We start from the raw sequence: 23,530 nt of genomic DNA on the forward strand, positions 1-23,530 counted from the left end.
CTAGCGACGTACGGCCGAGCGCACAGACAACGCGCCGAGCCTTGCCGACGTCCGGGTCGGCATGGTCCGATGACCGCCATGCCGACCCGGGTGATCGAGCCGCACGACGCCGTCGCCGTCGCGCGCTCCTGGTTCCTGGAGGGACGTGCCGTCGACATGCGTGAGCTCGCCACCGTGCTGGCGGTCGGTCGGGCGACGCTCTATCGGGTCGTCGGCAGCAGGGACCGGCTGCTCGGAGACGTCGTCGACTCGCTCGGTCAGGCGACGCTCGCCGCATCGGTCGCCACCGCGGTGAGGGCGGGGCTTGCGCCGGGTGTGGAGCGTATCGTCGGGGCAGCCACCCTGATGAACCAGGCCATCGTCGGCTTCGGCCCGCTCCGCACGTTCGCGACCGCCGAGCCGGAGACGGCCTTCCGCGTCCTCTTCATGCCGGCGGCCCGCGTCCATGCCCGGGCGGTCGAGGGGTGGCGCCGGGTCCTTGCTGAGGCCGCGGCCGCCGGCGAGCTCCGGCTGCGCGCCGACCCCGGTCGGGTGGCCTACATGTGGGTCCGGATCGGGGAGTCGGTGATCTACGCCGACCTGCTCGCGGACCGCGAGCCCGACCTCGAGCTCGCCGTCACGCTCCAGCGCGCGCTGCTCGAGGCCGGACCCGGCTGATCGGTCACCCCAGCTGCGACCAGAAGCCGCACTGGGCCGCCGCGGCGACGTCCTCGACACCGATCCCTCCGGCCGCTGGGAGGTCCAGCGCCATCACGTCACCCGGTCGGTCGTACTCCGGCCACCGGGGCAGGCCGCGGCCGGACGGACGACCGCGGGCCGCGAAGCTCGTCCAGTACGCCACCATCGCGTCGGACAGCGTCTCCTGCTCGGCGCTGAGACCGTCACCGAAGAGGCCCGGGAAGAGGAACGGCAGCTCTGTCGCGTGGGAGGCGCCGTTCTGCGTCCCGAGGATCGGGACCAGCGGGTCCGCGGTTCGGTCCTGGAACTGGTAGGCGTAGACCCGCGCGCCACGCTGCTCGGACGCCACCTCGTACGCGTCGACGTGCGAGCAGGTCGAGAGCGCGGTGCCGTAGTCGCTGAACACGGTCGACAGCGCGATGATCGGCGAGCCGTACGACTCGACGGGATATCTCGCGAGCACGGCGTCGGCCGCCGCGCCGAACCGGGCACGGATCGCCGCGGTGTACTGCGCCGCGGTGAGGGTGGTGCCGTACTGGAGCGGGACGAAGAGCCGGTTCTCGTCGAGGGTGTTCCCGTGCATCAGGTCGACACGGTTGGCGGTCCCCGTGGCGAGGGCGTCCCCGGGCTGTCGGGGCAGCGCGGTGCCACCGACGGCGAACGCACCGCCCGTCCACGCACGCAGCAGCGTCTCGGGGTCGCGCTGGCGCAGGCACGCGGGCACGTCGGCCGCGGCCCCGCAGCCGACCGCCTCGGCGTACGCCTCCCCCGCCGCCTGCGCACTCGCGAGCGTCGCGAAGTCGGAGGTGCACGAATAGCTCTGCGCGATCGCGCGACGGAAGAGTCCTCGCGCTCGGGGTGAGGCGACGTTGGCGCACACCGACGCGCTCCCCGCGGACTCGCCGAAGACGGTGACGTTGCGGGGGTTGCCGCCGAAAGCGCGTGCGTTGCGCTGGACCCAGCGCAACGCTGCCTGCTGGTCCAGGAGCGCTGCATTGCTCGAGCGGAGGCTCGGGTGCGCGAGGAATCCGAACGGCCCCAGCCGGTAGTTGATGGTCACCACGACCACGTCACCCTGCGTGGCGAGCTTGGAGGCGTCGTAGTCGGCTCCGCTGCCGGTCAGGAACGAGCCGCCGTGGATCCACACCATCACCGGCAGTCCGGCCGGCCGCGCAGACCGCCCGGCGGGCGTGGTCACGTTCAGATAGAGGCAGTCCTCCCCGTACGTCTGGGGGTTGCCCGTCCCGTTGGAGAGCTGGGCGCACTGTGGTCGCGGCGCGGTCGCGTCCAGGACGCCGCGCCACCGGCTCACGGGCTTGGGCGCCCGGAAGCGGAGGTCACCGACCGGAGGCGCGGCGTACGGGATGCCCTGGAACGTCCGATAACCCTCCGCGGCCGTGCCTCGCACCGCGCCGTCCGCGACCCGTACGACGGTGTCGTCCCGGTGGCCCGGCGGCTTCGCCTCCGCTGGGGCGACCAGGGCGGCGGCCGCCAGTCCCGCGATCGCGAGCGCCGAGACGGCAACCCGCACGACGGGACGGACGAGGACGTGATGGGGACGCGTGACAGGCACGAGAACCTCCCGAGGGTCGGCGACGCGGTCCTCACGGAGCCGCTCTCCGGACGCTAGTCAGGAGCCCACGGTGCCGCCAGGAGCACCGACCAACGTGAGACCGCGTCCCAGCCCGGGAGGCAAACGGGACCCGGGCGAACGACTGGCTTCGTACGGTGTCTCGATGGGACTCGATGCCGCCTATCCTGCCGCGCGGGTGAGCAACCCCGCCGACAGCGTTCCGATCTATGACGGCAGGCGGGTGATCGCCCATCTCGGGCCGGACGACCACTTCCACTCCGCAGCCACCAACGTCACGTGCCGCATCAGCCGCCGCAACGGCGCTTGGTACCGGCTCCTCAACCCCGCCGGCTGGGATCCGAGCGCGGTCACCGCGTACGTGTCGGCGAGCCGCACCACGTTGTTCGGCACCGACGCGCCCCACCCGATGCACGACTGCGTCGGCAACGCCGACCAACCGGGGCCGCCGTGGTGGCGTGACGCCGTGACGGCGACAGTGGTCGTGGGAGCGGCTCTCGCGGCAGCGTTGGCCGCGCAACGACTGGTCAGAGTGCGGCCGCCGCTCCCTTCACCACCGGAGCCGCGCGCGCTCGACGTCGACGCGCCAGGCAGGTCGGCCGGCAGCTGAGCATGTCTCAACGGAAGCGTGCGAGTGCGTCCCGCAGCTCCTCGACCGCGCGCGGAAGGGCGCTCAGCCGAGCCGCGGCGACAGCTCGTGCGCGCACCGCAGGGGAGTCGGCGGGACGGTCGACGGACGCGTACGACTCCGCGAAGGCGATCGCGTCCCGGTGGTCGCCCAGCAGGTCGTGGATGCGCTCGGCCGAGTCCGCCAGAGCCGGTGCCTTCGCGCCGAACAAGCCCACCGGGGGCCGCGTGACCGCCTCGGTCGCATAGCGCAACCGCCGAGCCGCCTTGCGCAGCTCGTGCAACGCCGGGAGCGAGGCGGGCTCGGCAGCCGCCGTCTCGGCCCGCCGCAGCACCCGCTCGCCTTCCTTGACGAGCCTGCGGCGCAGGCTGCGCGCGGCGGGACGGCGTGCCTTCTCCGTACGCGGTGGCGCGGCGAGGAAGTCCGCCAGATCCGATCGCCTCCGCACCGCCACGAGGCTCGTCCCGCGTCTGGCAACCCACCGCTCGGCAGATCGGTGGTCACGCTGCAGGTCCGCGAGCCTGCGGTGATCGGCCGACGATCCTTCGTCCACGTCGAGGAACCGGCGGGTGACCGCGATCCGCACCTCGGCGTCACGCACCTCGCCCAGCTCTCTGCCCCAGTCGCGGTAGACGCGGTGCAGGTGCCGGACGGCCTCGTCGTCGAAGAACGGCCGGTAGGCCGACAGCGTGCTCCGAAGGCGCCGTACGGCCTTGCGGTGGCGGTGCACACCGTCAGGCTGGTCGAGCAGCGCCGGCCCGAGGGTCGCGTCGAGCTCCGCGGCCACAGCCTCCAGCGCCCTGACCACTGCGTCACCTGCGTCGACAGGTCGGCCCGCGCCTTCGCCCATGCTCGGACGGTACTCCGCCACGTCGGTGCGCGGGGATGCGCAAGACTGCGAGCGTGCTCCACCTTCGCATCGTGGCTCCGTCGGACCTGACCGACGACGTGACGCGACTGCTCACTGCGGACGAGGCGGTGAGCAGCGTCACCGTGGTGCACGGCGCCGCCGTCAAGCCGGCGGGTGACGTCATCGACGCCGACGTCGCCCGCGAGGCGGCCAACGAGATCATCGACGGTCTCCACGACCTCGGAGTCCACCGTCGCGGCACGGTGCAGATCGAGCCCGTCGGGACGTGGCTCTCCCAGGCCGGCTACGTCGCGGACTCGCGCGCTCCAGGGAGCAGTGCCGACTCGGTCGTCTGGGCGTCGGTGACGGAGCAGGCGTACGAGGACTCCGAGGCCAACTGGACGTTCATGTCGTTCATGGTCCTGGCGACCACGTTGGCCGCGATCGCGATCGTGGTCGACTCCCAGATCCTGGTCATCGGCGCGATGGTGCTGGGGCCGGAGTTCGGCGCGGTCGCCGCGCTCGGCGTCGCGCTCGTACGCCGACGCTCCCACCTGCTGCTGGCCGCGTCGCGCACGCTCGTCTTGGGATTCGTCACCGCGATCCTGATCACGACCTGCCTCGTCCTGCTCGCCCGCGCGCTCGGGTGGATCACGCCAGACACCCTCGCCGCTCCACGTCCCGACACGGCGTTCATCTACTCCCCCGACAAGTGGTCGTTCATCGTGGCGGTCATCGCCGCAGCGGCAGGCGCCCTGTCGCTCACCTCCGCACGGATCGGCGGGCTCTCGGGCGTCTTCATCTCGGTCACCACGATCCCCGCGGCCGGGAACGTCGCACTCGGCCTCGCCTTCGGCAGCTGGAGCGAGGTGCGCGGCAGTTCGCTGCAGCTTCTGATCAACATCGCCGGGATGGCGCTCGCGGGCTGGGCGACCCTCGCTCTCCAGCAGTCGGTCTGGTCGCGGGTGTCGGCCCAGCGGGCGCGACTGCGACGGCGACGACAGCGGCGGTAGGACCGCGGCGGCACGCTCGGCGTCGTAGGCCGTGACGAGCTGCCGGTAGCGCAGGCTGACAGCCGTGACGCTAGGGTCCGGGCGGCCGCCGAGGCTTCTCGACTCCTGACCAGTCGGGACCGGTCGGCTCGTCCTCGACCACGATGCCGAGGCTGTCCGCGATGATCGGCGCGAGGAGCGAGAGCTGGAGCGGACTGATCGTCACGCCACGCAGTGCCGTCACCCCGACGATCTCGCGGAGCTCGGCTCCTCGCAGGTCCAGATGCGACGCCGACGCGTGCTGCAGGTCGAGCCGGGCAATCGTGCACCTGACGAAGCTGACCCGGAGGACGGTCGCCTCGACGAGGTCGAGCTCGTCGATGACGCAGTCGGAGAAGACGACGTCGCGCAACCTCGTCCCACGCAGATTGACGAAGGACAGCTTGCAGCCGGAGACGAGCACAGAGTCCCACTCGCTGTCGTAGAGGTCGGCCGACCCGATCCTGCTGCCCTCGATGCGGACGTCGCGCAGCCTCACCCGCGGCGCTCGCAGGACAGCGACGTTGACGCGATCGAGCAGTGCCTCACGCAGCCGTGCGCCCGCAAGGCTGAGCGAGTCGGCAGTCAGGTCGCGGAAAGCCGCACCCTCGAGGTCGGCGGACGGAACGAGGTCGTCGGCGACGCCCTCGTCGAAGCCCTCCACTGCGAGCGGGTCGAGCTGAGGGCGACGGGTCGTGGTTCGAGGTCTTCCCACGTGACCTCAGCTCACGGCCCGCGCGACGAGGGCCTCGATCTTCGTCGCGTCGGCGTCCGTCAGGTCGGTCAGCGCGTACGAGGTGGACCACATGCTGCCGTCGTCGAGCCGGGCCGCCTCCTCGAAACCGAGCGTGGCGTAGCGCGAGTCGTACTTGTCCGCGCCCTTGAAGAAGCAGACGACCTTGCCGTTCTCGTCGGCGTACGCGGGCATCCCGTACCAGGTCTTGGGATCGAGGTGCGGCGCGACGGCGGTGACGATCGTGTGGATCCGCTCGGCCATCCCACGGTCCGGCTGCGGCATCTCGGCGATCTTCGCGAGCACGTTGGCGAGATCGTCGGCCTTCTTCTTGCCGCCGCGCCCGCTCGACCTCAGCTCCGCGGCACGCTCCTTCATCGCGGCGCGCTCGACGTCGCTGAAGCCTCCTGCCGCGTCGGCCTGATCGGTGGTCTCGTCGGCGGTCTTCTTGCTTCTGGGCATCGGGCCCTCCTCATCGGTCACCGCTGGTTGTCGCTCACCACGATGCCCGCACCATCTCCCACCGCGCTTCTCCGATCGTGACCGATCACGCGTTCAGACCGCGGGCCGCCACCGACCACATCTCCCTCTCGCCTCCGTCGTGGACGTGGACGCGGTCGGCGAGGTTGATGGCGGTGCAGACGTGGTTCGGCAGCACGGCGACGCGGTCTCCGACCCGCGGGACCACCGCTGGGTCGGCAGCGCTCACGTCGACCACGCCGTGGTGCTCCCAGATCCGGTCGATGCGCGCGCTCGGCACCCCGACGAGGAGCCCGTGTCCGTCGACGTACGGCGGCCGGTCCGCGGCGAGCGTCTTGCTGCCCGCGTCGAGGACGATCCGGTCGCGAGCGGGGGCGCTCACGACCGTGGCGACCACCGCGAGAGCCACGTCGTCGACGCCCGCCGTACCGAGCGCGACCTGCTGCGCGTCCCCGAACGCGTACACGCCCGGGCGCGTCTCGGTGACGATCGTCGTGTCGGTCGCCTCGTACGTGGGAGTGGCCCCACCGCTGACCACGTCACAGCGCAGACCCGCGGCGGCGAAGGACTCCACGGCGCTGGTGAGCGCACGTGCCTCGGCCGCCGCCGCAGCGGTCGACGCGCCGACGGCATAACCATGTCCCGGGAATGTGAAGGCGCCGTCGACCGTGATGCCTTCACCGACCGCGTACGCGGCGAGGGCGCCGGCGTCCTCGGGGACAACCCCCGTACGACGCAGGCCGCACTCGACCTCGACGAGGAGCGAGAGGCGTGGGTGAGCGGCCAGACCGTGACGTACGAGGGCGTCGACGCCCTCCCGCGAGTCGATCCCGAGGACGACGGTCGCCTTGTCGAGCAACCGTCGCAGGCGCTCGGCGACGGCAGCCGTCGTCCGGACCGGGTACGCGATCAGCAGGTCGTCGAAGCCCGCGTCCGCGAAGCACTCGGCCTCACCGACGGTCGCCAGGGTCAGTCCCCGGGCTCCCGCGTCGACCTGGAGCCGCGCCACCTCCGGCATCTTGTGAGTCTTCACGTGCGGGCGGAGCCGTAGCCCTGCGTCGTCGCAGAACGCCTGGGTGCGGGTGATGTTGCGTTCCAGCGTGGGACGGTCGACGGCGAGGAACGGTGTCGGGATCCCCTCCCAGCGATCCGGCGACCACCGCTCCAGGGCCCTTCGCTCCTCGCTCATGTCCGCCACCCTAGGCGGCCGTGGCACTCGTGCCGAGCCACACGCGGGGGCCCTTGCACCCTGCGGGCGCAGAGAGTCCGTCGAGGTCGAACCTGGCGGGCGTCCCGGTGACCTCGAGCAGTGTCCCGTACCTATAGGCGATGCCATCATGCGAGACCGTGTCCTCATCGGTTCTCGTCTCGCCCTCGGGAAACGCGATGACCCATTTCCGTGCTGGACCCTCCGACCGGCTCTCGATCAGGTAGACGCAATCTCCGTCGAGCTCGAGGCGCCCTCTGAGGGTAGACGGCTTCCGGTCGCCGAGAGGTGCGGTGTACGACGCAACAAAGGGGCCCGTGGGTCCCGTGACGCACTCATCAAACGCACACGTGCACGCAGACACCGCGATGCTCCCAACCGCCAGAAGAATCGTGCCGAACAGCATCCTCACACTCGCTCGCACGTCTCGCTGCCCCTCGACGAAACTGGCGGCGCGGTTCTGCTCGTCATGGAAACGATCCTGGCCCACCCGGATGCAGGGGCACCACCCCGACGAGGAGGAGTCCGGCCGGCGGCACCGATGAGTCCGGCTCGGCGACGCAGTCGGCTCAGCATGGCGGTGATCGACGACGTCCGGTCCCTGGGCTCCGAGCTGGAGCGCTCGTACGAGGTGTACGTGCGCGGAAGGCTGAAGTTCCGTGTCAAGCAGATCGTCTATGTGGCGTTCTCGCTCGACGAGCGCGTGATGGGCTTCGGCTTCCCCAAGGAGGAGCGGGCCGGACTCGTCGCGAGCGCGCCGAACACGTTCCACCTGCCCTCGGAATCGGACATGCGCTTCAACTGGGTCCATGCCGATCTCGCGGCGCTGGACCCTCGAGAGGCTCGCGAGCTCGTCGTCGACGCGTGGCGCATGGTCGTCCCTCAGAAGGTGTCGCGCGCCTACGACCTGATCCACCCTCACGGGCCAGGGTGATCCATAGTGTTCCGTACATAAGGTTTTATCTTGCTTTGCGTATCGTACACAGCGCATTATGATGGCATGATGGCGAAGCGGGACGTACGACCTCCCAATGCGCGAGCAGACCGCAATCGGCGCGACCTCGCCGATCGGATCTCAACCTGGCGCAAGCTCATGGGGCTGACCCAGGATCAGCTCGCTCAGCGGGCCGGCGTCTCGCGCGGCGCGTACGCACGTCTGGAGAAGGGCGACCCCGGGGTCACGCTCGATGTGCTGATGCGAGTCCTGACGGTGACACGGCTCGCCGATGATGTGATCGAGGCGCTCGATCCGATGCGAACCGACCTGGGCCGTGCACGAGCCGATCAGCAGCTCCCTCAGCGAGTCCGCCGATGAACCGACAGGTCGACGTGGTCACGCGACTGGGTGGCGAGGACGTCGAGGTCGGGACACTCACCGTCACCGAGGGTCGCGTGCTGTCCTCGACCTTCCGCTACTCCTTCGACTACCTCTCCCGCACCGATGCCTACGCGCTCGAGCCGGCCATGCCGCTCGACGACGCGGCGCACCTCGTACGGGACGGGCTCCCCCTCTCGCTGCAGGACTCCTCGCCGGACCACTGGGGCAAGAACCTCCTGACGATGCAGCGGCGGGCCGACAACCTGGCCGGCGCCGATCTCCCGTCGGAGCTGAACGCCCTCGACTTCCTCCTGGGTGTCAGTGATGTCACCCGTCAGGGAGCGCTCCGGTTCCGTGTCGGCGACGGGCCGTTTCTGCAGGAGTCGGTCGGCGTCCCGAAGATGCTCGAGCTCGACGTGCTCCTGCACGCCGCAGACGTGATCGTCGAGGAGTCCCGGACGGGTTGGCGCGAAGCGGTCAAGACGATGCTCGATGCTGGGACCGGCGCGCTCGGCGGCGCGCTCCCCAAGGCGGCGGTCGTCGACGACGGCCGGCTGTGCCTTGCGAAGTTCCCGATGCTGGGTGACCGCGTCGACCGCGCTGTCTGGGAGAAGACGGCGCTCGACCTTGCCGAGGCCGCCGGCGTGCCGACGCCGCGGCGGCGGATCGTGACCGTCGCGGGACGAGGCGTCCTCCTGGTCGAACGCTTCGACCGGCGCGGTGAGGATCGAGTCCCCTACATCAGCGCGCGGACCCTCGCGCAGGAGCACGGCGACGGCGGCACCGCCGAGTACGAGGACGTCGCCGACGCCCTGCGTTTCGAGGGCGTCGCGCCTCGTGACGACCTGGTGGTGCTCTATCGCCTCGTCGCGGTCGGTGCCCTCATCCACAACACCGACAACCACCTGCGCAACCACGGCTTCCTCCGTGAAGGCGCCGGGTGGCGGCTCGCTCCCGCCTTCGACCTCAACCCGAATCCGGACGCGGGCGCCTCCCGCGCGACGAGCATCGCGGGGTCGTACCAGCCGAGGGACACCGGACGGGGTCTGATGGCGTTCGCGCCATACTGCGGCCTCGACCCAGCGCAGGCGCGACGCGTCGTCGCCGAGGTCGCCGAGGTGGTCCGTCGGTGGCGGGAGGTCGCCGAGAGCAACGGCGCGACCGGCCGCGAGATCGAGAGGTACGAGGAGTCGTTCTCGTCTCTCGACGCGAACGTGCGCAACGCGTTCGGGTTCGGGTTCGGCGCACCTACCTGAGTGGCGACGGGAGGCTCGACACCGGGCGCGTCGCCGTCGGCGGCACTGCGTCGACGTCCGTCCACACCTCGGTCATCGACGAAATCTGGCTGTCGGTTGCGGTGATGAACGTCGCGACCTCGAAGTGCACGAGCTCGCCGTCAGCCCGGGCGGTCACGTGGCAGCGGGCCACAGCCCTGTCTCCGGACGCCACGAGGTCGTCGATGACGAGGTGCTCGAACCCTGGGTAGTCGGCGTTGAGGCGTACCCACGAGTCTCGGTCGAAGGTCTCACCCGTGTGCACATATCGGCAGACGAAGTCCTCGTGGAGCAGCGGGGCCAACTCGTCCCACGCGTGCGCGTCGATGGCCTGGCACAGCCGCGTCAGCAGCTCGTTGGCGTTCATGCTCACACAACCTAGTGGTCGGCCAGGACACGGAGCGGTGGCGATGCGGTAGGCGCCCGCGGGCTCGGTGTCGCCGGTCTGGCAGACTCGCGCGATGACGGAGAGTGGATACCTCTTTTTCGGGGTGTTGCCCGTCGCCGTCATGGTGAGCATCCCGCTCGGGGTCGCGGCGGCCGCGTACACGAGTCTCCACGTCGTCGTCCGCTGGGTGTTCGCCGGCGCGACCATCGCGATGGGAGCCGCCGCGATCGGCGCCGTCGCCGCGTGGCTCGTACCCGGCCTCAACGGGTGGAGCCGGGGCCCCGCCCTTGACCGCTACGCCGAGGTCTTCGTCGACTACCTTCTCTGGACATTCGCGTTCGCAGCGCTGCTGTCCTTCGCAGCGGTCGTGGCGCTCGCCGTCGTCGCGCTCGAGCACCTGACCTCGCCACGTCGCCGCTCGCACTAGTGCGGACCCCGACCTTGCGTGCTGCCGTCGCTCAGGGTAACGGTGTAGTGCCACGCGCCCATGACTTCGGGGTGCTTGCTGCTCGGCCGTTCTGAGGGCCACCATGCGGCGAAGCGTCCGTTCCTGACCGTCGCTTCGACGTCGGTCCCGAGAGGAGTTCGGACCGTCACGCTGGTGACGTCGTTGCCTGCGTACCCGTAGGTCCAGGTCAGCCATCCTCTGCGGAACCAGCCCTCGTCGGTGCTGACGCCGGTGCTTCCGGTCTCGACGATCTGGCGAGGGTCCACCGTTGCCGTCGGGGTGGGTTCGGCGAGGTCGGCGAAGATCTCGTGGCCCTCAGGGTCCTGGCCGGCTGCCGCGTTGCGCATCAGGCAGGTTGCCTCACCGACGGGTGCGGAGATGAAGACGTACGTCCAGCCACCGCGTCGCTCGGCCAGCAGGGTCTGGTTGTCACCGTCGGGCATCCCGAGCCTGGTACGGCAGGTGTCCGCGACTGCGGCGGTGTCCGGACCGGTGAGGGGTTCCGGCTTCACCGTCCATGACGCGAAGGCTGAGCTGCCACCGAGCGTCGGCTCTGCAGCTGCAACTGCTGCGGCGGCGGCGAGCATGCCGATCGGGACCAGTCGCCGCCAGCGACGCCGAAGCCACGTCGGCTCCTTCGCAGGCGGGACGGCGGTCGGGCTTGTCAGTCCGGTGTTCATGTCGTCAGTGGTCTGCTTGGCCACTGGACCTCCTCCCGGGGACATCCGCTGCTGCGCTTCATCCGCAGGCGCGCTTATCCGTCCCACGCCCACGTCGCCGGAGGCCGCGCTACGCCACGCCAGTGCTCAGCCGAACTCCTTCGGCATGTCGATGAAGCGAGAGTAGTGACCCTGGAACGTCACCGTGGCCGTACCCGGCTGGCCGGAGCGGTTCTTGGCGACGATGAAGTCGGCCTCGCCGAGGCGCTCCGACTCCTGCTCGTACATGTCGGGACGGTGAAGCAGCACCACGATGTCGGCGTCCTGCTCGATCGAGCCGGACTCACGCAGGTCCGACAGCATCGGGCGCTTGTCGGTGCGCTGCTCGGAGCCTCGGTTGAGCTGGCTGATCGCGATGATCGGGACCTCGAGCTCCTTGGCGAGCAGCTTGATCTGACGTGAGAACTCCGAGACCTCGACCTGACGGCTCTCGACCTTCTTGCCCGACGTCATCAGCTGGAGGTAGTCGATGACGATCATCTTGAGGTCGTGGCGCTGCTTGAGGCGCCGCGCCTTGGCCCGGATCTCCATCATCGTCATGTTGGGCGAGTCGTCGATGAACATCGGCGCGGTCGAGACCTCACCCATCCGACGCGCGAGCTTGGCCCACTGGTCGTCGCTCAACGAGCCGGACCGCATCTCGTGAAGGCCGACCCGGGCCTCGGCGGACAGCAGGCGCATCGTGATCTCGATGCGGCTCATCTCCAGCGAGAAGATGGCGGTGGTCAGCCCGTGCTTGATCGCCGCCGAGCGGCAGACGTCGAGGCCCAGCGTCGACTTGCCGACACCGGGGCGTGCGGCGACGACGATCATCTGGCCGGGGTGGAAGCCGTTGGTGAGCCGGTCGAGGTCGGTGAACCCGGTGGGGACTCCCGCCATCTGGCCGTCGCGGGCGGCGATCGCCTCGAGCTCGTCGAACGTGGCCTCCATGAGGTCGTTCAGGACCGAGTAGTCCTCGCTCGTACGCTGCTCGGTGACCCCGAAGACCTCTGACTGAGCCGTGTCGACGATGTCGTCGATCTCGCCCTCTCCGGCGTAGCCCATCTGCGCGATCTTGGTGCCGGCCGAGATGAGCCGCCGCAGGATCGCCTTCTCGCGCACGATGTCGGCGTAGTAGCCCGCGTTGGCGGCGATCGGCACGTTGGCGACGAGCGTGTGCAGGTAGGGAGCGCCGCCGACCTTCGCGAGATCGCCGCGCTTCTGCAGCGCGTCCGCGACCGTCACCGCGTCGGCGGGCTCGCCACGACCGTAGAGATCGAGGATCGCGTCGAAGATCTCCTCGTGCGCCGGCCGGTAGAAGTCGATCGCCTTGACCGACTCGAGGACGTCGGCGATCGCGTCCTTGGAGAGCATCATCGCGCCGAGGACCGACTGCTCGGCGTTGTTGTCCTGAGGCGGGGTGCGGTCGACCTGGCTGCCTCCGTAGCCGTAGTCGTCGTCCGGCGGCTCAGGCACCGCTCCCAGCTCGGCAACGCTCAACGCGAGTCCACTCCTCATACGCTCGAACCCCGTCACGGACACCGCGGACCCACGGACGCCGCAAGGAATGACACGGATGTCATTCACCTCGAGCGTACGGGGGACCACCGACGGACCTTCGAAGAACCCGCGTCGACCTCCCGGACGACGACGACTTCTCGAGAACCACCGAACGAGATGCAACCTACGCGCGTGGACGGCTCTCGGCGAAGTCACACATCACAGGCTCTGTGGACGACTCATCCATTGGTGTGGATAAAGGTGCTCATGCATGTGCACAGGTTGTGGGTATCTGTGTGGATTGCCCTGTCGCGCTGTCCACATCTGTGGGTTGACCTGGGGAAATGATGTCCCACACGTGTGGATCGAAACTCGCGTACGGGCGTGTCTCGCCAGCTTGCACACAGGCGGGAAGCCTTCTAACCTCTCCCGTCACCGCGCCGGCGGGTGGTTCAGCTCGTCGAGCCTCGCGTCGCGATACGCCTCCCACCGGGCGAGCATCGCGGGAACGTCCTCGGCCATGAACGAGAAGAGCATCGCGCCCAGCTCTAGCGGTGCACCGTGCTCGTCGTGCCGCCCACCGAGGTCCGTCGCAGCCTGCGCGAGCGCCTCGTACCGGCGGACGAGGATCGCCTCGCGTCGCCTGATCATCGAGGCCCAGAGGTCGCCGGGCGGCAGGCGGTAGTGGTGGCGCCGGTCGGCGCCGCCATGGCGCTCGAGCATGCCGACCCCGATCAGGTAGGTGACGGCACCCGAGATCGCCGCGGGGCTCGCGCCGGTCGTTTCCGCGAGGTCGGCGGCCGTGTAGCTGGGGCGCCCGAGCCCGAGGACGTACGCGAAGGTCCGCGCCGGCATCGGCGGCACCCCGGAGTCCCGCAAGATCGTCGAGAACTGGTCGACGAAGTCCGTCAAGGTGTCGTTGGCCATCGCATCCCACCTCCGCTCGTACGACTCGAGATTCCGAGGTTCGCTGTATTTATCTTCACAGATTTCTGAATCATCTGTAACGTCCGTGAGGTGACTCAGGCGATCGAGATCGCAGGGCTCCACAAGAGCTTCGGCACCACGCACGCCCTCGACGGGCTCGACCTCACGGTGGCCACCGGCGAGGTCCACGGCTTCCTCGGCCCCAACGGCGCAGGCAAGTCCACCGCCATCCGCATCCTCCTCGGTCTCCTGCGCAAGGACTCCGGCACCGCTCTGCTCCTCGGCGGAGACCCGTGGTCCGAGGCCACGACCCTGCACCGGCGCCTCGCCTACGTGCCGGGAGACGTGACCTTGTGGCCCAACCTCTCGGGCGGCGAGGTCATCGACCTCCTCGGGCGGCTGCGCGGCGGCGTCGACCGCGGACGGCGCGACGAGCTGCTCGAGCGCTTCCAGCTCGACCCGACCAAACGCGGCCGCACCTACTCCAAGGGCAACCGGCAGAAGGTCGCGCTCGTCGCCGGTCTCGCCTCGGACGCCGAGCTCCTGCTGCTCGACGAGCCCACCTCCGGACTCGACCCGGTGATGGAGGAGGTCTTCCGGGAGTGCATCCAGGAGGTCCGCGAGGAGGGACGCACCGTCCTGCTCTCCAGCCACATCCTCAGCGAGGTCGAGGCGCTGTGCGACCGCGTCACGATCATCCGGGAGGGCCGCACGGTCGAGTCCGGGACGCTCGTCCAGATGCGCCACCTGACGCGCACGTCGATCGACGTCTCCACGGAGCGACCGATCGACGGGATCACCCAGCTCAGCGGCATCCACGATCTCGTGACCGAGGCCGACGGGACCCGAGCGCGCTTCGACGTCGACACCCCTCGGATCGGTGACGTGCTCGCACGGCTGGGCGCGTTTGGCATCACCGCACTCTCCAGCTCCCCGCCGACCCTCGAGGAGATGTTTCTCCGCCACTACGGCGACGACCCGTCGGAGGACGCCGAGCCGTCGACAGAGCTGTCATCGTGAGCGACGCCCTCGCCGGGACCACAGTCCTCGTGCGGTTCGCGCTGCGCCGGTCACGGATGGCGCTCGTGTGGTGGATCCTCGGCATCACCTCGCTCTACCCCGTCCAGGCGCTCACGCTCGAGGCCACCTACCCCACGCAGGCGGACCTCGACCAGCTCGCCGCCAGCCTCTCGGGCAACGCCGCGATCATCGCCATCGCCGGCCCCGAGTACGCCCTCGACACGATCGGTGGGCAGACCGCCTGGCAGACCTCGGCGTTCGGCGCGGTCCTCGCCGGCCTGATGAGCACGTTCTTGATCGTGCGCCAGACGCGCGCCGGCGAGGAGAACGGCGCTGACGAGCTCGTCCGTGCCGGCGCCGTCGGTCGCGCGGCCCCCAGCGCCGCAGCGGTCACCGTCGCCACGGCCGCGAACCTCACGCTCATCGCCGCGATCGCGCTCCTGCTCATCGCCTGCGGGCTCCCCGCCGAGGGGTCGTGGGCGCTGGGATGCGCCTGCGGCCTCACCGGGATGGTGTTCATGGGACTGGCGTTGATCTTCGCCCAGGTCAGCAGCACGAGTCGCGGCGCGTGGGGGCTGAGCGGCGCCGCGATCGGCGTGGCGTACGCACTGCGTGCCGTCGGCGACGTCGGCGACAACGCGGCGACGTGGCTCTCACCGATCGGCTGGGGCCAGCAGATGCGCGCCTTCGCCGACGAACGGTGGTGGCCGGCTCTCCTGCTGCTCGGGGCGACGTTCGTGTCGATCGCCGTCGCTCATGTCCTCCACGACCGCCGCGACTTCGGTGCGGGGCTCGTCGCCCCCCGCCGCGGTCCAGCGTCGAAGGGCTGGCGAGGCGGGGCGTACGAGCTCGCGTGGCGGCTCCAACGCCCGGCCGTCATCGGTTGGCTGGTCGGGCTGTCCTTCGGCGGCGCCGCGTACGGCACCATCGGCGACGACGTCGGCGACCTCGTCGGCGACAGCGACCTGTCGGGGTCGCTGACGGGTGGGGAGACGAGCGGCAGGGCCCTGATCGACGGCTTCTACGGAAGCGCGACGCTGATGCTCGCCATCATCACCGCCGCGTTCGGGGTCGCGCTGATGCTCCGTGCCCGCGCCGAGGAGACCGCCGGACGGACCGAGCCTGTGCTGGCGACGGCTCTGCACCGCCGGACCTACCTCGCGAGCCACGTCGCGGTCGCGGTCATCGCCTCCACGGTGGGCGTCGTGTTCGCGGGGGCGGCGACCGGATGGATGTACGGGGTCGTCTCGGGGTCGTACGACAGGGTCGGCCAGCTCGCGTGGTCGGCCCTCACCTATGCCCCCGCGATCTGGGTGATGATCGGCCTCACGGTGCTCCTCGTCGGCTTCGTCCCGCGTCTGGCCTCGCTGGGCTGGCTCGGCATCGGCTTCGCTGCTGTCGTGATGTTCTTCGGACCGCTGCTGAAGTTTCCCGACTGGATCACGGATCTGTCCCCCTTCTCCCACCTCGCGCTCGTCCCGCTCGACGACGTGGCGTGGGCGCCGATCCTGTGTCTCACCCTGGTGGCGGCCGCGCTGACGACGGCGGGCTGCGTCGGGTTCCGCCGGCGTGACGTCCAGAACTGAGGTGGGCACCGGGGAGTCCCCCGAGCCGACCGCGGCCGCGATTGAGCCAGACTGGTCGGCGTGAGGCTGCACCTGGACGCACGCGACCGCGAGATCTTCCGGATCGCCGTCCCCGCGTTCGCAGCGCTCGTCTCCGAGCCCCTCATGCTGGCCGCGGACACCGCGATCATCGGCCACCTCGGGACCGACCCGCTCGCCGGGCTCGCGATCGCGTCGACGGTCCTGCAGACCTTCGTCGGACTCTGCGTGTTCCTCGCGTACGGCACCACCGCCTCGGTCGGACGCCACATCGGCGCGGGCGACCTGCGGGGGGCGATGGCGTCGGGCATGAGCGGTCTGTGGCTCGCCGTCCTCATCGGCGCCCTGGCCGCGCTGCTGGCCGGAGCAGGCGCCTCCCTCATCGTCGGCGCGTTCGGACCGTCGGACGTGGTCGCGGACCAGGCCGTCACCTATCTGGTGTGGGCTGCTCCCGGCATCCCGGCCATGCTCGTGGTCCTCGCGGCGACCGGGGTGCTTCGTGGCCTCCAAGACCTCAAGACGCCCCTCTACACCGTGATCGTGGCCAACGTGGTCAACGTGATCCTCAACCTCGTCCTCGTCTACGGGCTCGACATGGGGATCCGAGGGGCGGCGATCGGCACCACCGTGGCCCAGCTCGGGTCGGGACTGTTCCTCGGGTATGTCGTGGTCCGTGCGGTCCGGGCCCAGCGCGCACCAGTCCGGCCCCACCGCGCGGGCATCCATGAGGCCGCGCGTGCAGGGGTGGCGCTGGTGGTCCGGACGCTCACCCTGCGCGCCGCCCTCCTGATCGCGACGGCGGTCGCGGCGACGATGGGCTCGGCGGCGCTGGCCGCCCACCAGGTCGCGGTGACCATCGTCTCGATCCTGGCGTTCGCGCTGGACGCGATCGCGATCGCCGGACAGACGCTGACGGGCCGCTCGCTGGGGGCGGGCGACGTCACGGGGACCCGAGCGACCACGCGCCGGATGATCGGCTGGGGTGTCGCCTCGGGTGTCGTCGCCACGGTGCTGCTGCTGGCGTCGGTTCCCTGGCTGCCGAAGCTCTTCACCTCCGACCCCGACGTCCAGCACCTGATCGTCGGAGCGCTCGTCGTGATCGCGCTCACGCAGCCGGTGTCCGGAGTGGTCTTCGTCCTCGACGGCGTGCTGATCGGAGCCGGCGACGGGGCCTATCTCGCGTGGGCCGGAGTCGTGACCCTGATCGCGTACGCCCCGCTCGCCGTCGCCGTGTGGATGCTCGACGCAGGGCTGACGTGGCTCTGGGTGGCGTACGCGGGCTTCATGCTCGCGCGGATGGTGACGCTGGTGCTACGTGAACGGACCGACCGCTGGATGGGGGTCGGCGCGGTCTAGGCGCACTCGGCGGTCAGGCGGCGTGCACTCCCGCGCGAGGCGCGTCGTCGGCACGATCGCAGTCGGTGCAGCCCTTCGCGTACGCCGTGTGGAGACCGGAAAGGTGGTCGTCGCGCACAGCGCAGCACTCTGCGCACCGGTCGAGCCACCCGTCCGCCACGCCGAACTCGGCAGCGCAGTCGGTGCAGATCGCGACCATCTCGGACATCATGCATGCTCACCTCTCGTACGGGACGGGGTATCCCCCACGCTTCGAGTGTCCCTCTCGGCACTGACACGATCAACGAGCGGCCGGCCCCGGCGTGTCATCCTGAGCGCGTCAGGAAGCCTTCTTGGCGGCCGTCTTCTTGGCTGCGGGCTTCTTCGCCGGGGTCTTCTTGGCGGTCGTCTTCTTGGCCGCCGTCTTCTTCTCGGTCGTCTTCTTCGCCGGGGCCTTCTTGGTAGAGCCCTTCTTCGCCGCGGCCTTCTTGGCGGGCTTCTCGTCGGCCCCGTCGGCCTCGTCCTTCTCGTCGGCGTCCACCCCGGCGACGGCCTCGCCCTCGCCCTTCTTCGCCCGGTCGATCGACGCCTGGAGAGCGGACATCAGGTCCACGACGTTGTCAGGCTGCTCCGCGCCCTCGCCGACGGCCGGCTGCACGACCTCGTTGCCCTCGAGCTTCGCCGCGACCAGCTCGTCGAGGGCGACCTCGTACTCGTCGTGGTACTGCTCGGGGTCGAAGTCGGCCTCCATGCTGGCCACCAGGGACTGCGCCATCTTGATCTCCTGGGGTCGCAGCTGCACGTCCTCTCCGAGGAAGGAGAACTCGGGCTTGCGGATCTCGTCGGCCCACATCAACGTGCTCAGCGTGAGGACGTCCTCGCGCACCCTGATGGTCGCCAGCTGCTCGCGTGTGCCGATCGTCACCTTCACGACCGCGACCATGTCGGAGGCCTCGAGCGCCTCACGGAGCAGGAGGTACGGCTTGAGACCGGCGTTCGTGTCGGGCTCGAGGTAATAGCTCTTGTTGTGGAAGATCGGGTCGATCTGTTCCAGCGGGACGAACTCGAGGACGTCGACCACCTTCTTGGTGGGCAGCGGCAGCTCCTCCATGTCGTCGTCGGTCAGGACGACCATCCGTCCGTCGGGGAGCTCGTAGCCCTTGGCGATCTCGCCGTAGTCGACGACCTCGCCGTCCGCCTCGGCGACACGCTTGTACTTCACGCGCGACCCGTCGCTCCGTCGGACCTGACGGAAGGAGATGTCGTGCGTGGACGTCGCGCCGTACATCTTGACCGGGATCGTGACCAGGCCGAACGAGATCGTGCCCTTCCACATCGCGCGCATCGCTCCACCTCTCTCGTAGGCCCAGCGAACCGGCCGACGTCCATGCTGTCAATCGGGAGACCGGCCCGATGGCGCCGAGTCATCGGTCATCGTGTGCGCAAAGCCTAGTCCCGCTCGATTCTTGAACCATGACCACTGACGGAGCACGCACCGCGGTCCTCTTCGACATCGACGGGACCCTCATGGACTCGAACTACCTTCACGTGCGGGCCTGGACGACGGCGTTCCGCCAGGCAGGGATCACCGTCGACACCTGGCGGATCCACCGCGCGATCGGCATGGACAACAGCCGCCTCCTCGACGACCTCGCCGGTGACGCGGACGACGCGGCCCGGGCGGCGGCGAAGGATCTGCACGCCTCCCAGTACGCCGAGCTGGCCGGCGAGCTGCGTCGATTCGACGGGGTGCGACCGCTGCTGCGGGAGATCCGCGACCGCGGCGCCCTGATCGTCCTCGCGACGTCCGCCCCACCCCACGAGCTCGAGCGACTGCGTGAGGCACTGGACTGCGACGACCTGGTGGACGCGGTCACCAACGCCGACGACGTCGCGGAGGCCAAGCCAGAGCCCGACATCGTCCAGGTCGCGCTCGCCGCCGTCGGCGTGGAGGCCGGCCGCGCCGTCATGGTCGGCGACGCCGTGTGGGACGGCATCGCCGCGCAACGGGTCGGAGTCCCGTTCCTCGCCGTCCGCAGCGGAGGGAGTGGCCCGGGCGAGCTGCGTGGCGCCGGCGCGGTCGAGGTGTACGAGGACGTCGCGGTGCTGCACGCGATGATCGACTCCTCACCGATCGCTCCCTTGCTCCGCTGAGTCTGCGCACGCGGCCCCGAGCCGCGACACTTTGGCGATGCGAAAGATGGGAATCGAGGAAGAGCTGCTCCTCGTCGACCCGGCCACGGGCCTCACGAAGACGGTCTCTCAACGCGCGCTACGGCGCCACGACGGTGACGCGGATCTGGAGCACGAGCTGTTCCTCGAACAGCTCGAGACCATGACCTCACCGCACGCGCGGCTCACCGACCTGGCGACCGACCTTCACGACGTACGCCGTCAGACGGTTGCGGCCGCACGAGCCGCGGGAGCCGCGGCCATCGCCTCCGGCACGGCCCCGTTGCCGAGCGGCGAGTCCGAGGTCACCCCGAAGGCACGGTACGAGCGGATGCTCGACGAGTTCGGGGCGATCGGCGAGAGCGCCGCCGTCTGCGGGATGCACGTGCACGTCGACATCCACGACGACGAGGAGGCCGTCGGCGTCATCGACCGCGTACGCCCGTGGCTGCCGGTGCTGCTCGCGCTCAGCGCCAACTCGCCGTACGACGACGGCCGCGACACCGCTCACGCCAGCTGGCGCTCGCGCCGGTGGACGGAGTGGCCGACGGCAGGACCGGTCGAGCCGTTCGGCGACGCCGCGACGTACGACATCGCCGTGGAGGAGCTCATCACCTCGGGCGCCGCTCTGGACGAGGGCATGGTCTACTTCGACGTTCGTCGCGCCCGCTCGTACCCGACGGTCGAGCTCCGCGTCACCGACGTGTGCACCGACGTCCGCGACGGTGTGCTGCTCGCCGGGCTGTGCCGCGCGCTGGTCGAGACCGAGGCGCGTGCCTGGGCCGACGGGAAGCCGCTCGACCCCTGGCGCGTCGAGCTCCTGCGCGGTGCTCGCTGGCAGGCGGCACGGTATGGATTGTCCGACAACCTGCTCGATCCTCGCTCGCGACAGCAGCGCCCCGCTGCAGAGGTGCTGGGAGGTCTCGTCGAGCACGTCGCCGACGCGCTGGCGGCCACGGGTGACACCGACCTGGTCTGTGCAGGGATCGACCGGATCCTGCGCGACGGCAACGGCGCCGACCACCAACGCCGCGTCGGCAGCACCGGGGATCTCCGGGCCGTGGTCACCGACCTCGCGGCGCGCACCGACCCGGACTCCTGAACGCGACAGGGCCACCCGGTCAGACGACCGGGTGGCCCATGTCATGACACGTTCACGTCACCTGAGGACGGGGTTCTTCCGCACTGCCTTCTGCGCGCCCCACCAGCGACCGAGACCCCACGTGTCCCCGGCGAGACCGAGACCGACGACCGCGACGCCGAGGGCGCCGAGGATGTGCTCGTCGAGGATCGGGTGGTTCTCCGGCGGAAGCACGACGGTCCACATCATCACGTAGAGCAGGACACCGACGAGCGCGCCGATCCGGATCGCGATGCCGAGGGTCAGCGTGATGCCGACGACGAGCAGTCCCAGCATGAACAGGACGTCGACCAGCCACACGCCGGCGAGCGAGTGGTAGAGGTCCTCGAACGGGCCGTCGGGCACGTTGGAGAGGTAGCCGTCGGTCGGGCTCCCGCCGTTGATCACCGCTCCCTCGCTGGGCGTCGAGAATCCGAGGCCGAACAGCTTGTCGAGGAAGGCCCACAGGAACGTGAGCCCGAAAGCGATCCGCATCGCCGCGAGTGCCTGGGCGAAGACGTTCGTGTTGACCGCCTGGTTCTGGTCTCGAGCGGCGAGGACGCCGCCTCCTCGAGACGGTCGGCCGATGGTCTTGTTCATGATGTCCTTCCGGGGGAGTGGAATCGGGCAATCCCCATCATGGGGGGTAACCAGGGCTGCCGTCAGCGTTCGAGTCACGCCAGACGACGAAGGACCCGCCACCCGAGGGTGACGGGCCCTTCGTCTGTGTGAGCAGCGGGTCAGGCGGCGACCACGTTGATGGTCACCTTTGCGGTGACCTCGGGGTGCACGCGCACCTGCACGTCGTACGTGCCGACCGTCTTGATCGGGTTGCCGATCTCGATCCGACGCTTGTCGACGTTGGCGCCGGCGCCCTCGAGCGCGGTGGCGACGTCCGACACCGTGATGGCACCGAACAGGCGGCCCTCGGCACCGGCGCGAGCCGGGACGCTGACAGCGTTGGACTCGAGCTTCTGCTTGAGCGCCGTCGCGCCGTCCAGGTCGTGGATCGCACGCGAGTCACGAGCCTTCTTGATCGACTCGACCTGCTTCTCCGCGCCCTTCGTCCAACGGATGGCGAAGTTGCGGGGCAGGAGGTAGTTGCGGCCGTAGCCGCCCTTGACCTCGACGATGTCGCCGGGGGCACCGAGGCCGGTGACCTCGTGCGTGAGGATGAGCTTCATGGTGTTGTCCCTTCCCCGACGATCAGCGACCGGTGGAGGTGTAAGGCAGCAGCGCCATCTCGCGGGCGTTCTTGATCGCCGTGGCGATCTTGCGCTGCTCCTGGACGGAGACACCCGTGACGCGGCGAGCGCGGATCTTGCCGCGGTCGGAGATGAACTTCCGCAGGAGGGTGGCGTCCTTGTAGTCGATGTAGGTGATCTTCGCAGCCTTGAGCGGGTTGCTCTTCTTCTTCGGCTTACGAATGGGGGGCTTGGCAGCCATTGTGGTGCTCCCTTCCGGTGAGCCCGACCCGCAGGACGGGTCGGAATGACGTGACGGTCGAAAGACCGCCTTGAGTGTTCTTCAGATCCGACGACTCAGAACGGGGGTTCGTCGTTCGAGCCGGAGGGCGTGCTCGCCCACGGATCGTTGCCAGCGTTGCCGCCTTGCGGGGCGGGAGAGGACCACGGGTCGTTGGCCGGGGCCGACTGGCCTCCGCCGCTGAACCCGCCCTGGCCGCCGCCACCTTGCTGGTAGCCGCCGCCTCCACCTCCACCGGAGCGAGAGGCCTTGGTGACCTTGGCGGTGGCACTGCGCAGGCTCGGGCCGACCTCGTCGACGTCGATCTCGAACACGGTGCGCTTCTCGCCCTCGCGGGTCTCGTACTGCCGGGACTTGAGGCGTCCCTGCACGATCACACGCATGCCCTTCTGCAGCGACTCGGCCACGTTCTCCGCGGCCTGGCGCCACACGGCACAGCCCAGGAAGAGCGTGTCGCCGTCGCGCCACTCGCCGCTCTGACGGTCGAAGGTGCGCGGCGTCGAGGCGATGCGGAAGTTGGCAACCGCTGCGCCGGACGGCGTGAACCGCAGCTCGGGCTCGTCCACAAGGTTGCCGACGACGGTGATGACGGTCTCGCCTGCCATGTCTCACTCCAACGTTCGCGGGATGTCTGCTGGCTAGCAGTCAACATCAAGACTCCGACAGAGGCGACCCCCTGCACGCCCCCGGTGGAAACCACCGGGACGGACCTGCTGGGGACGACCTGTCGGGCGTCCGTCACTTCTCGGGCCGGATGACCTTCGTACGCATGACGGACTCGTTCAGCGTGAGCTGACGGTCGAGCTCCTTGACGGTCTCGGGCGTCGCGGTCAGGTCGACCACGGCGTAGATGCCCTCGGACCGCTTGTTGATCTCGTAGGCAAAACGACGCTTGCCCCAGATGTCGACGTTGTCGACGGTACCGCCGTCCTGACGCACCACGTTGAGGTACGTGTCCAGGCTCGGGGCGACCGTGCGCTCGTCGAGGTCGGGATCGAGGATCACCATGACTTCGTAGTGACGCAAGGCAACTCCACCTCCTT

At 69.7% G+C, this 23,530-nt stretch carries 28 protein-coding genes; 12 read left to right on the forward strand and 16 right to left on the reverse strand.

Going from position 1 to position 23,530, the window contains the following annotated elements; translation table 11 throughout:
• Positions 1 to 69: 69 nt before the first annotated feature.
• The gene (locus KV100_RS09410) at positions 70 to 657 is read left to right on the forward strand and encodes a QsdR family transcriptional regulator (RefSeq protein ID WP_220342703.1); all 588 of its coding nucleotides are present in this window, start codon (positions 70 to 72) and stop codon (positions 655 to 657) included.
• Between the two features lie 4 nt (positions 658 to 661).
• Here the strand turns inward: KV100_RS09410 and KV100_RS09415 are convergent, their stop codons facing one another.
• Positions 662 to 2,251 carry a carboxylesterase/lipase family protein gene (locus KV100_RS09415; protein ID WP_220342704.1) on the reverse strand — a complete coding sequence of 530 codons (1,590 nt, stop codon included), beginning with the start codon at positions 2,249 to 2,251 and terminating at the stop codon, positions 662 to 664.
• A gap of 163 nt (positions 2,252 to 2,414) precedes the next feature.
• Here KV100_RS09415 and KV100_RS09420 point away from each other — a divergent pair, with 163 nt between their 5' ends.
• On the forward strand, positions 2,415 to 2,879 hold the full coding sequence (locus KV100_RS09420; RefSeq protein ID WP_220342705.1) for a hypothetical protein: 465 nt from the start codon (positions 2,415 to 2,417) through the stop codon (positions 2,877 to 2,879).
• A gap of 7 nt (positions 2,880 to 2,886) precedes the next feature.
• On the opposite strand, the gene KV100_RS09425 is transcribed toward KV100_RS09420, so the two are convergent.
• The gene (locus KV100_RS09425; protein ID WP_220342706.1) at positions 2,887 to 3,747 is read right to left on the reverse strand and encodes a CHAD domain-containing protein; all 861 of its coding nucleotides are present in this window, start codon (positions 3,745 to 3,747) and stop codon (positions 2,887 to 2,889) included.
• A gap of 53 nt (positions 3,748 to 3,800) precedes the next feature.
• Between KV100_RS09425 and KV100_RS09430 the strand changes: the two genes are divergently transcribed.
• A complete protein-coding gene (locus KV100_RS09430) occupies positions 3,801 to 4,760 on the forward strand; it encodes a DUF389 domain-containing protein (protein WP_220342707.1) in 960 nt (319 codons plus the stop codon).
• 70 nt (positions 4,761 to 4,830) lie between these two features.
• On the opposite strand, the gene KV100_RS09435 is transcribed toward KV100_RS09430, so the two are convergent.
• The 3 genes from KV100_RS09435 to KV100_RS09445 form a co-directional block, all read right to left on the reverse strand.
• Positions 4,831 to 5,493, reverse strand: a complete 663-nt coding sequence (locus tag KV100_RS09435; RefSeq protein ID WP_220342708.1) for a pentapeptide repeat-containing protein — start codon at positions 5,491 to 5,493, stop codon at positions 4,831 to 4,833.
• Between the two features lie 6 nt (positions 5,494 to 5,499).
• The gene (locus KV100_RS09440; protein WP_220342709.1) at positions 5,500 to 5,973 is read right to left on the reverse strand and encodes an iron chaperone; all 474 of its coding nucleotides are present in this window, start codon (positions 5,971 to 5,973) and stop codon (positions 5,500 to 5,502) included.
• Between the two features lie 85 nt (positions 5,974 to 6,058).
• Entirely contained in the window at positions 6,059 to 7,180 is a 1,122-nt protein-coding gene (locus KV100_RS09445) for an alanine racemase (protein WP_220342710.1), read from the reverse strand.
• 592 nt (positions 7,181 to 7,772) lie between these two features.
• Here KV100_RS09445 and KV100_RS09450 point away from each other — a divergent pair.
• From KV100_RS09450 to KV100_RS09460, 3 genes are all read left to right on the forward strand, one after another.
• A complete protein-coding gene (locus KV100_RS09450; RefSeq protein WP_220342711.1) occupies positions 7,773 to 8,132 on the forward strand; it encodes an MmcQ/YjbR family DNA-binding protein in 360 nt (119 codons plus the stop codon).
• A gap of 69 nt (positions 8,133 to 8,201) precedes the next feature.
• Positions 8,202 to 8,513 carry a helix-turn-helix domain-containing protein gene (locus KV100_RS09455; RefSeq protein WP_220342712.1) on the forward strand — a complete coding sequence of 104 codons (312 nt, stop codon included), beginning with the start codon at positions 8,202 to 8,204 and terminating at the stop codon, positions 8,511 to 8,513.
• Positions 8,510 to 9,772 carry a type II toxin-antitoxin system HipA family toxin gene (locus tag KV100_RS09460; RefSeq protein ID WP_220342713.1) on the forward strand — a complete coding sequence of 421 codons (1,263 nt, stop codon included), beginning with the start codon at positions 8,510 to 8,512 and terminating at the stop codon, positions 9,770 to 9,772. The genes KV100_RS09455 and KV100_RS09460 overlap by 4 nt, the downstream gene beginning before the upstream one ends.
• Here KV100_RS09460 and KV100_RS09465 read toward each other — a convergent pair.
• Positions 9,765 to 10,157 (reverse strand): nuclear transport factor 2 family protein, encoded by a 393-nt coding sequence (locus KV100_RS09465; RefSeq protein ID WP_220342714.1) that lies wholly within the window; start codon positions 10,155 to 10,157, stop codon positions 9,765 to 9,767. The two genes, KV100_RS09460 and KV100_RS09465, sit on opposite strands and share 8 nt — an antisense overlap.
• Positions 10,158 to 10,251: 94 nt before the next feature.
• Between KV100_RS09465 and KV100_RS09470 the strand changes: the two genes are divergently transcribed.
• Positions 10,252 to 10,605, forward strand: a complete 354-nt coding sequence (locus KV100_RS09470; protein ID WP_220342715.1) for a hypothetical protein — start codon at positions 10,252 to 10,254, stop codon at positions 10,603 to 10,605.
• Here KV100_RS09470 and KV100_RS09475 read toward each other — a convergent pair.
• The 3 genes from KV100_RS09475 to KV100_RS09485 form a co-directional block, all read right to left on the reverse strand.
• Positions 10,602 to 11,330, reverse strand: a complete 729-nt coding sequence (locus KV100_RS09475) for a hypothetical protein (RefSeq protein WP_220342716.1) — start codon at positions 11,328 to 11,330, stop codon at positions 10,602 to 10,604. The two genes, KV100_RS09470 and KV100_RS09475, sit on opposite strands and share 4 nt — an antisense overlap.
• A 102-nt stretch (positions 11,331 to 11,432) precedes the next feature.
• Positions 11,433 to 12,824, reverse strand: coding sequence for a replicative DNA helicase (gene dnaB / locus KV100_RS09480; protein WP_374226661.1), 1,392 nt, complete (start codon positions 12,822 to 12,824; stop codon positions 11,433 to 11,435).
• Positions 12,825 to 13,256: 432 nt separating this feature from the next.
• Positions 13,257 to 13,751: a GbsR/MarR family transcriptional regulator gene (locus KV100_RS09485; protein WP_220342718.1), complete on the reverse strand. Its 495-nt coding sequence runs from the start codon at positions 13,749 to 13,751 to the stop codon at positions 13,257 to 13,259.
• 90 nt (positions 13,752 to 13,841) lie between these two features.
• On the opposite strand from KV100_RS09485, the gene KV100_RS09490 reads away from it, so the two are divergent.
• Genes KV100_RS09490 through KV100_RS09500 form a run of 3 tightly spaced genes read left to right on the forward strand, consistent with a single transcriptional unit; the run spans position 13,842 to position 17,731 of the window.
• Positions 13,842 to 14,771 carry an ABC transporter ATP-binding protein gene (locus tag KV100_RS09490; protein ID WP_220342719.1) on the forward strand — a complete coding sequence of 310 codons (930 nt, stop codon included), beginning with the start codon at positions 13,842 to 13,844 and terminating at the stop codon, positions 14,769 to 14,771.
• A complete protein-coding gene (locus KV100_RS09495; RefSeq protein WP_220342720.1) occupies positions 14,768 to 16,357 on the forward strand; it encodes an ABC transporter permease in 1,590 nt (529 codons plus the stop codon). Before KV100_RS09490 ends, KV100_RS09495 begins: the two co-directional genes overlap by 4 nt.
• 60 nt (positions 16,358 to 16,417) lie before the next feature.
• Positions 16,418 to 17,731, forward strand: coding sequence for an MATE family efflux transporter (locus tag KV100_RS09500; RefSeq protein WP_308291403.1), 1,314 nt, complete (start codon positions 16,418 to 16,420; stop codon positions 17,729 to 17,731).
• A gap of 13 nt (positions 17,732 to 17,744) precedes the next feature.
• On the opposite strand, the gene KV100_RS09505 is transcribed toward KV100_RS09500, so the two are convergent.
• Entirely contained in the window at positions 17,745 to 17,939 is a 195-nt protein-coding gene (locus KV100_RS09505) for a hypothetical protein (protein WP_220342721.1), read from the reverse strand.
• A gap of 111 nt (positions 17,940 to 18,050) precedes the next feature.
• The gene (locus KV100_RS09510) at positions 18,051 to 19,055 is read right to left on the reverse strand and encodes a Ku protein (protein ID WP_220342722.1); all 1,005 of its coding nucleotides are present in this window, start codon (positions 19,053 to 19,055) and stop codon (positions 18,051 to 18,053) included.
• A 128-nt stretch (positions 19,056 to 19,183) separates the two neighbouring features.
• Here KV100_RS09510 and KV100_RS09515 point away from each other — a divergent pair, with 128 nt between their 5' ends.
• Positions 19,184 to 19,864: an HAD family hydrolase gene (locus KV100_RS09515; protein ID WP_220342723.1), complete on the forward strand. Its 681-nt coding sequence runs from the start codon at positions 19,184 to 19,186 to the stop codon at positions 19,862 to 19,864.
• A 37-nt stretch (positions 19,865 to 19,901) separates the two neighbouring features.
• Entirely contained in the window at positions 19,902 to 20,984 is a 1,083-nt protein-coding gene (locus KV100_RS09520) for a glutamate--cysteine ligase (RefSeq protein ID WP_220342724.1), read from the forward strand.
• A gap of 57 nt (positions 20,985 to 21,041) precedes the next feature.
• Here the strand turns inward: KV100_RS09520 and KV100_RS09525 are convergent, their stop codons facing one another.
• The 5 genes from KV100_RS09525 to rpsF all read right to left on the reverse strand — a co-directional run bounded on the left by KV100_RS09525 (position 21,042) and on the right by rpsF (position 23,513).
• Positions 21,042 to 21,602 (reverse strand): DoxX family membrane protein, encoded by a 561-nt coding sequence (locus KV100_RS09525; RefSeq protein WP_255566107.1) that lies wholly within the window; start codon positions 21,600 to 21,602, stop codon positions 21,042 to 21,044.
• Positions 21,603 to 21,742: 140 nt separating this feature from the next.
• Positions 21,743 to 22,186, reverse strand: a complete 444-nt coding sequence (gene rplI, locus KV100_RS09530; RefSeq protein WP_220342725.1) for a 50S ribosomal protein L9 — start codon at positions 22,184 to 22,186, stop codon at positions 21,743 to 21,745.
• A gap of 22 nt (positions 22,187 to 22,208) precedes the next feature.
• Positions 22,209 to 22,448, reverse strand: coding sequence for a 30S ribosomal protein S18 (gene rpsR / locus KV100_RS09535; RefSeq protein WP_220342726.1), 240 nt, complete (start codon positions 22,446 to 22,448; stop codon positions 22,209 to 22,211).
• A gap of 95 nt (positions 22,449 to 22,543) precedes the next feature.
• Positions 22,544 to 23,092, reverse strand: coding sequence for a single-stranded DNA-binding protein (locus KV100_RS09540; protein WP_220342727.1), 549 nt, complete (start codon positions 23,090 to 23,092; stop codon positions 22,544 to 22,546).
• Positions 23,093 to 23,225: 133 nt separating this feature from the next.
• Entirely contained in the window at positions 23,226 to 23,513 is a 288-nt protein-coding gene (gene rpsF / locus KV100_RS09545) for a 30S ribosomal protein S6 (protein WP_220342728.1), read from the reverse strand.
• Positions 23,514 to 23,530: the final 17 nt, after the last annotated feature.

The organism is Mumia sp. zg.B21 (assembly GCF_019550855.1).
Lineage (GTDB): Bacteria > Actinomycetota > Actinomycetes > Propionibacteriales > Nocardioidaceae > Mumia.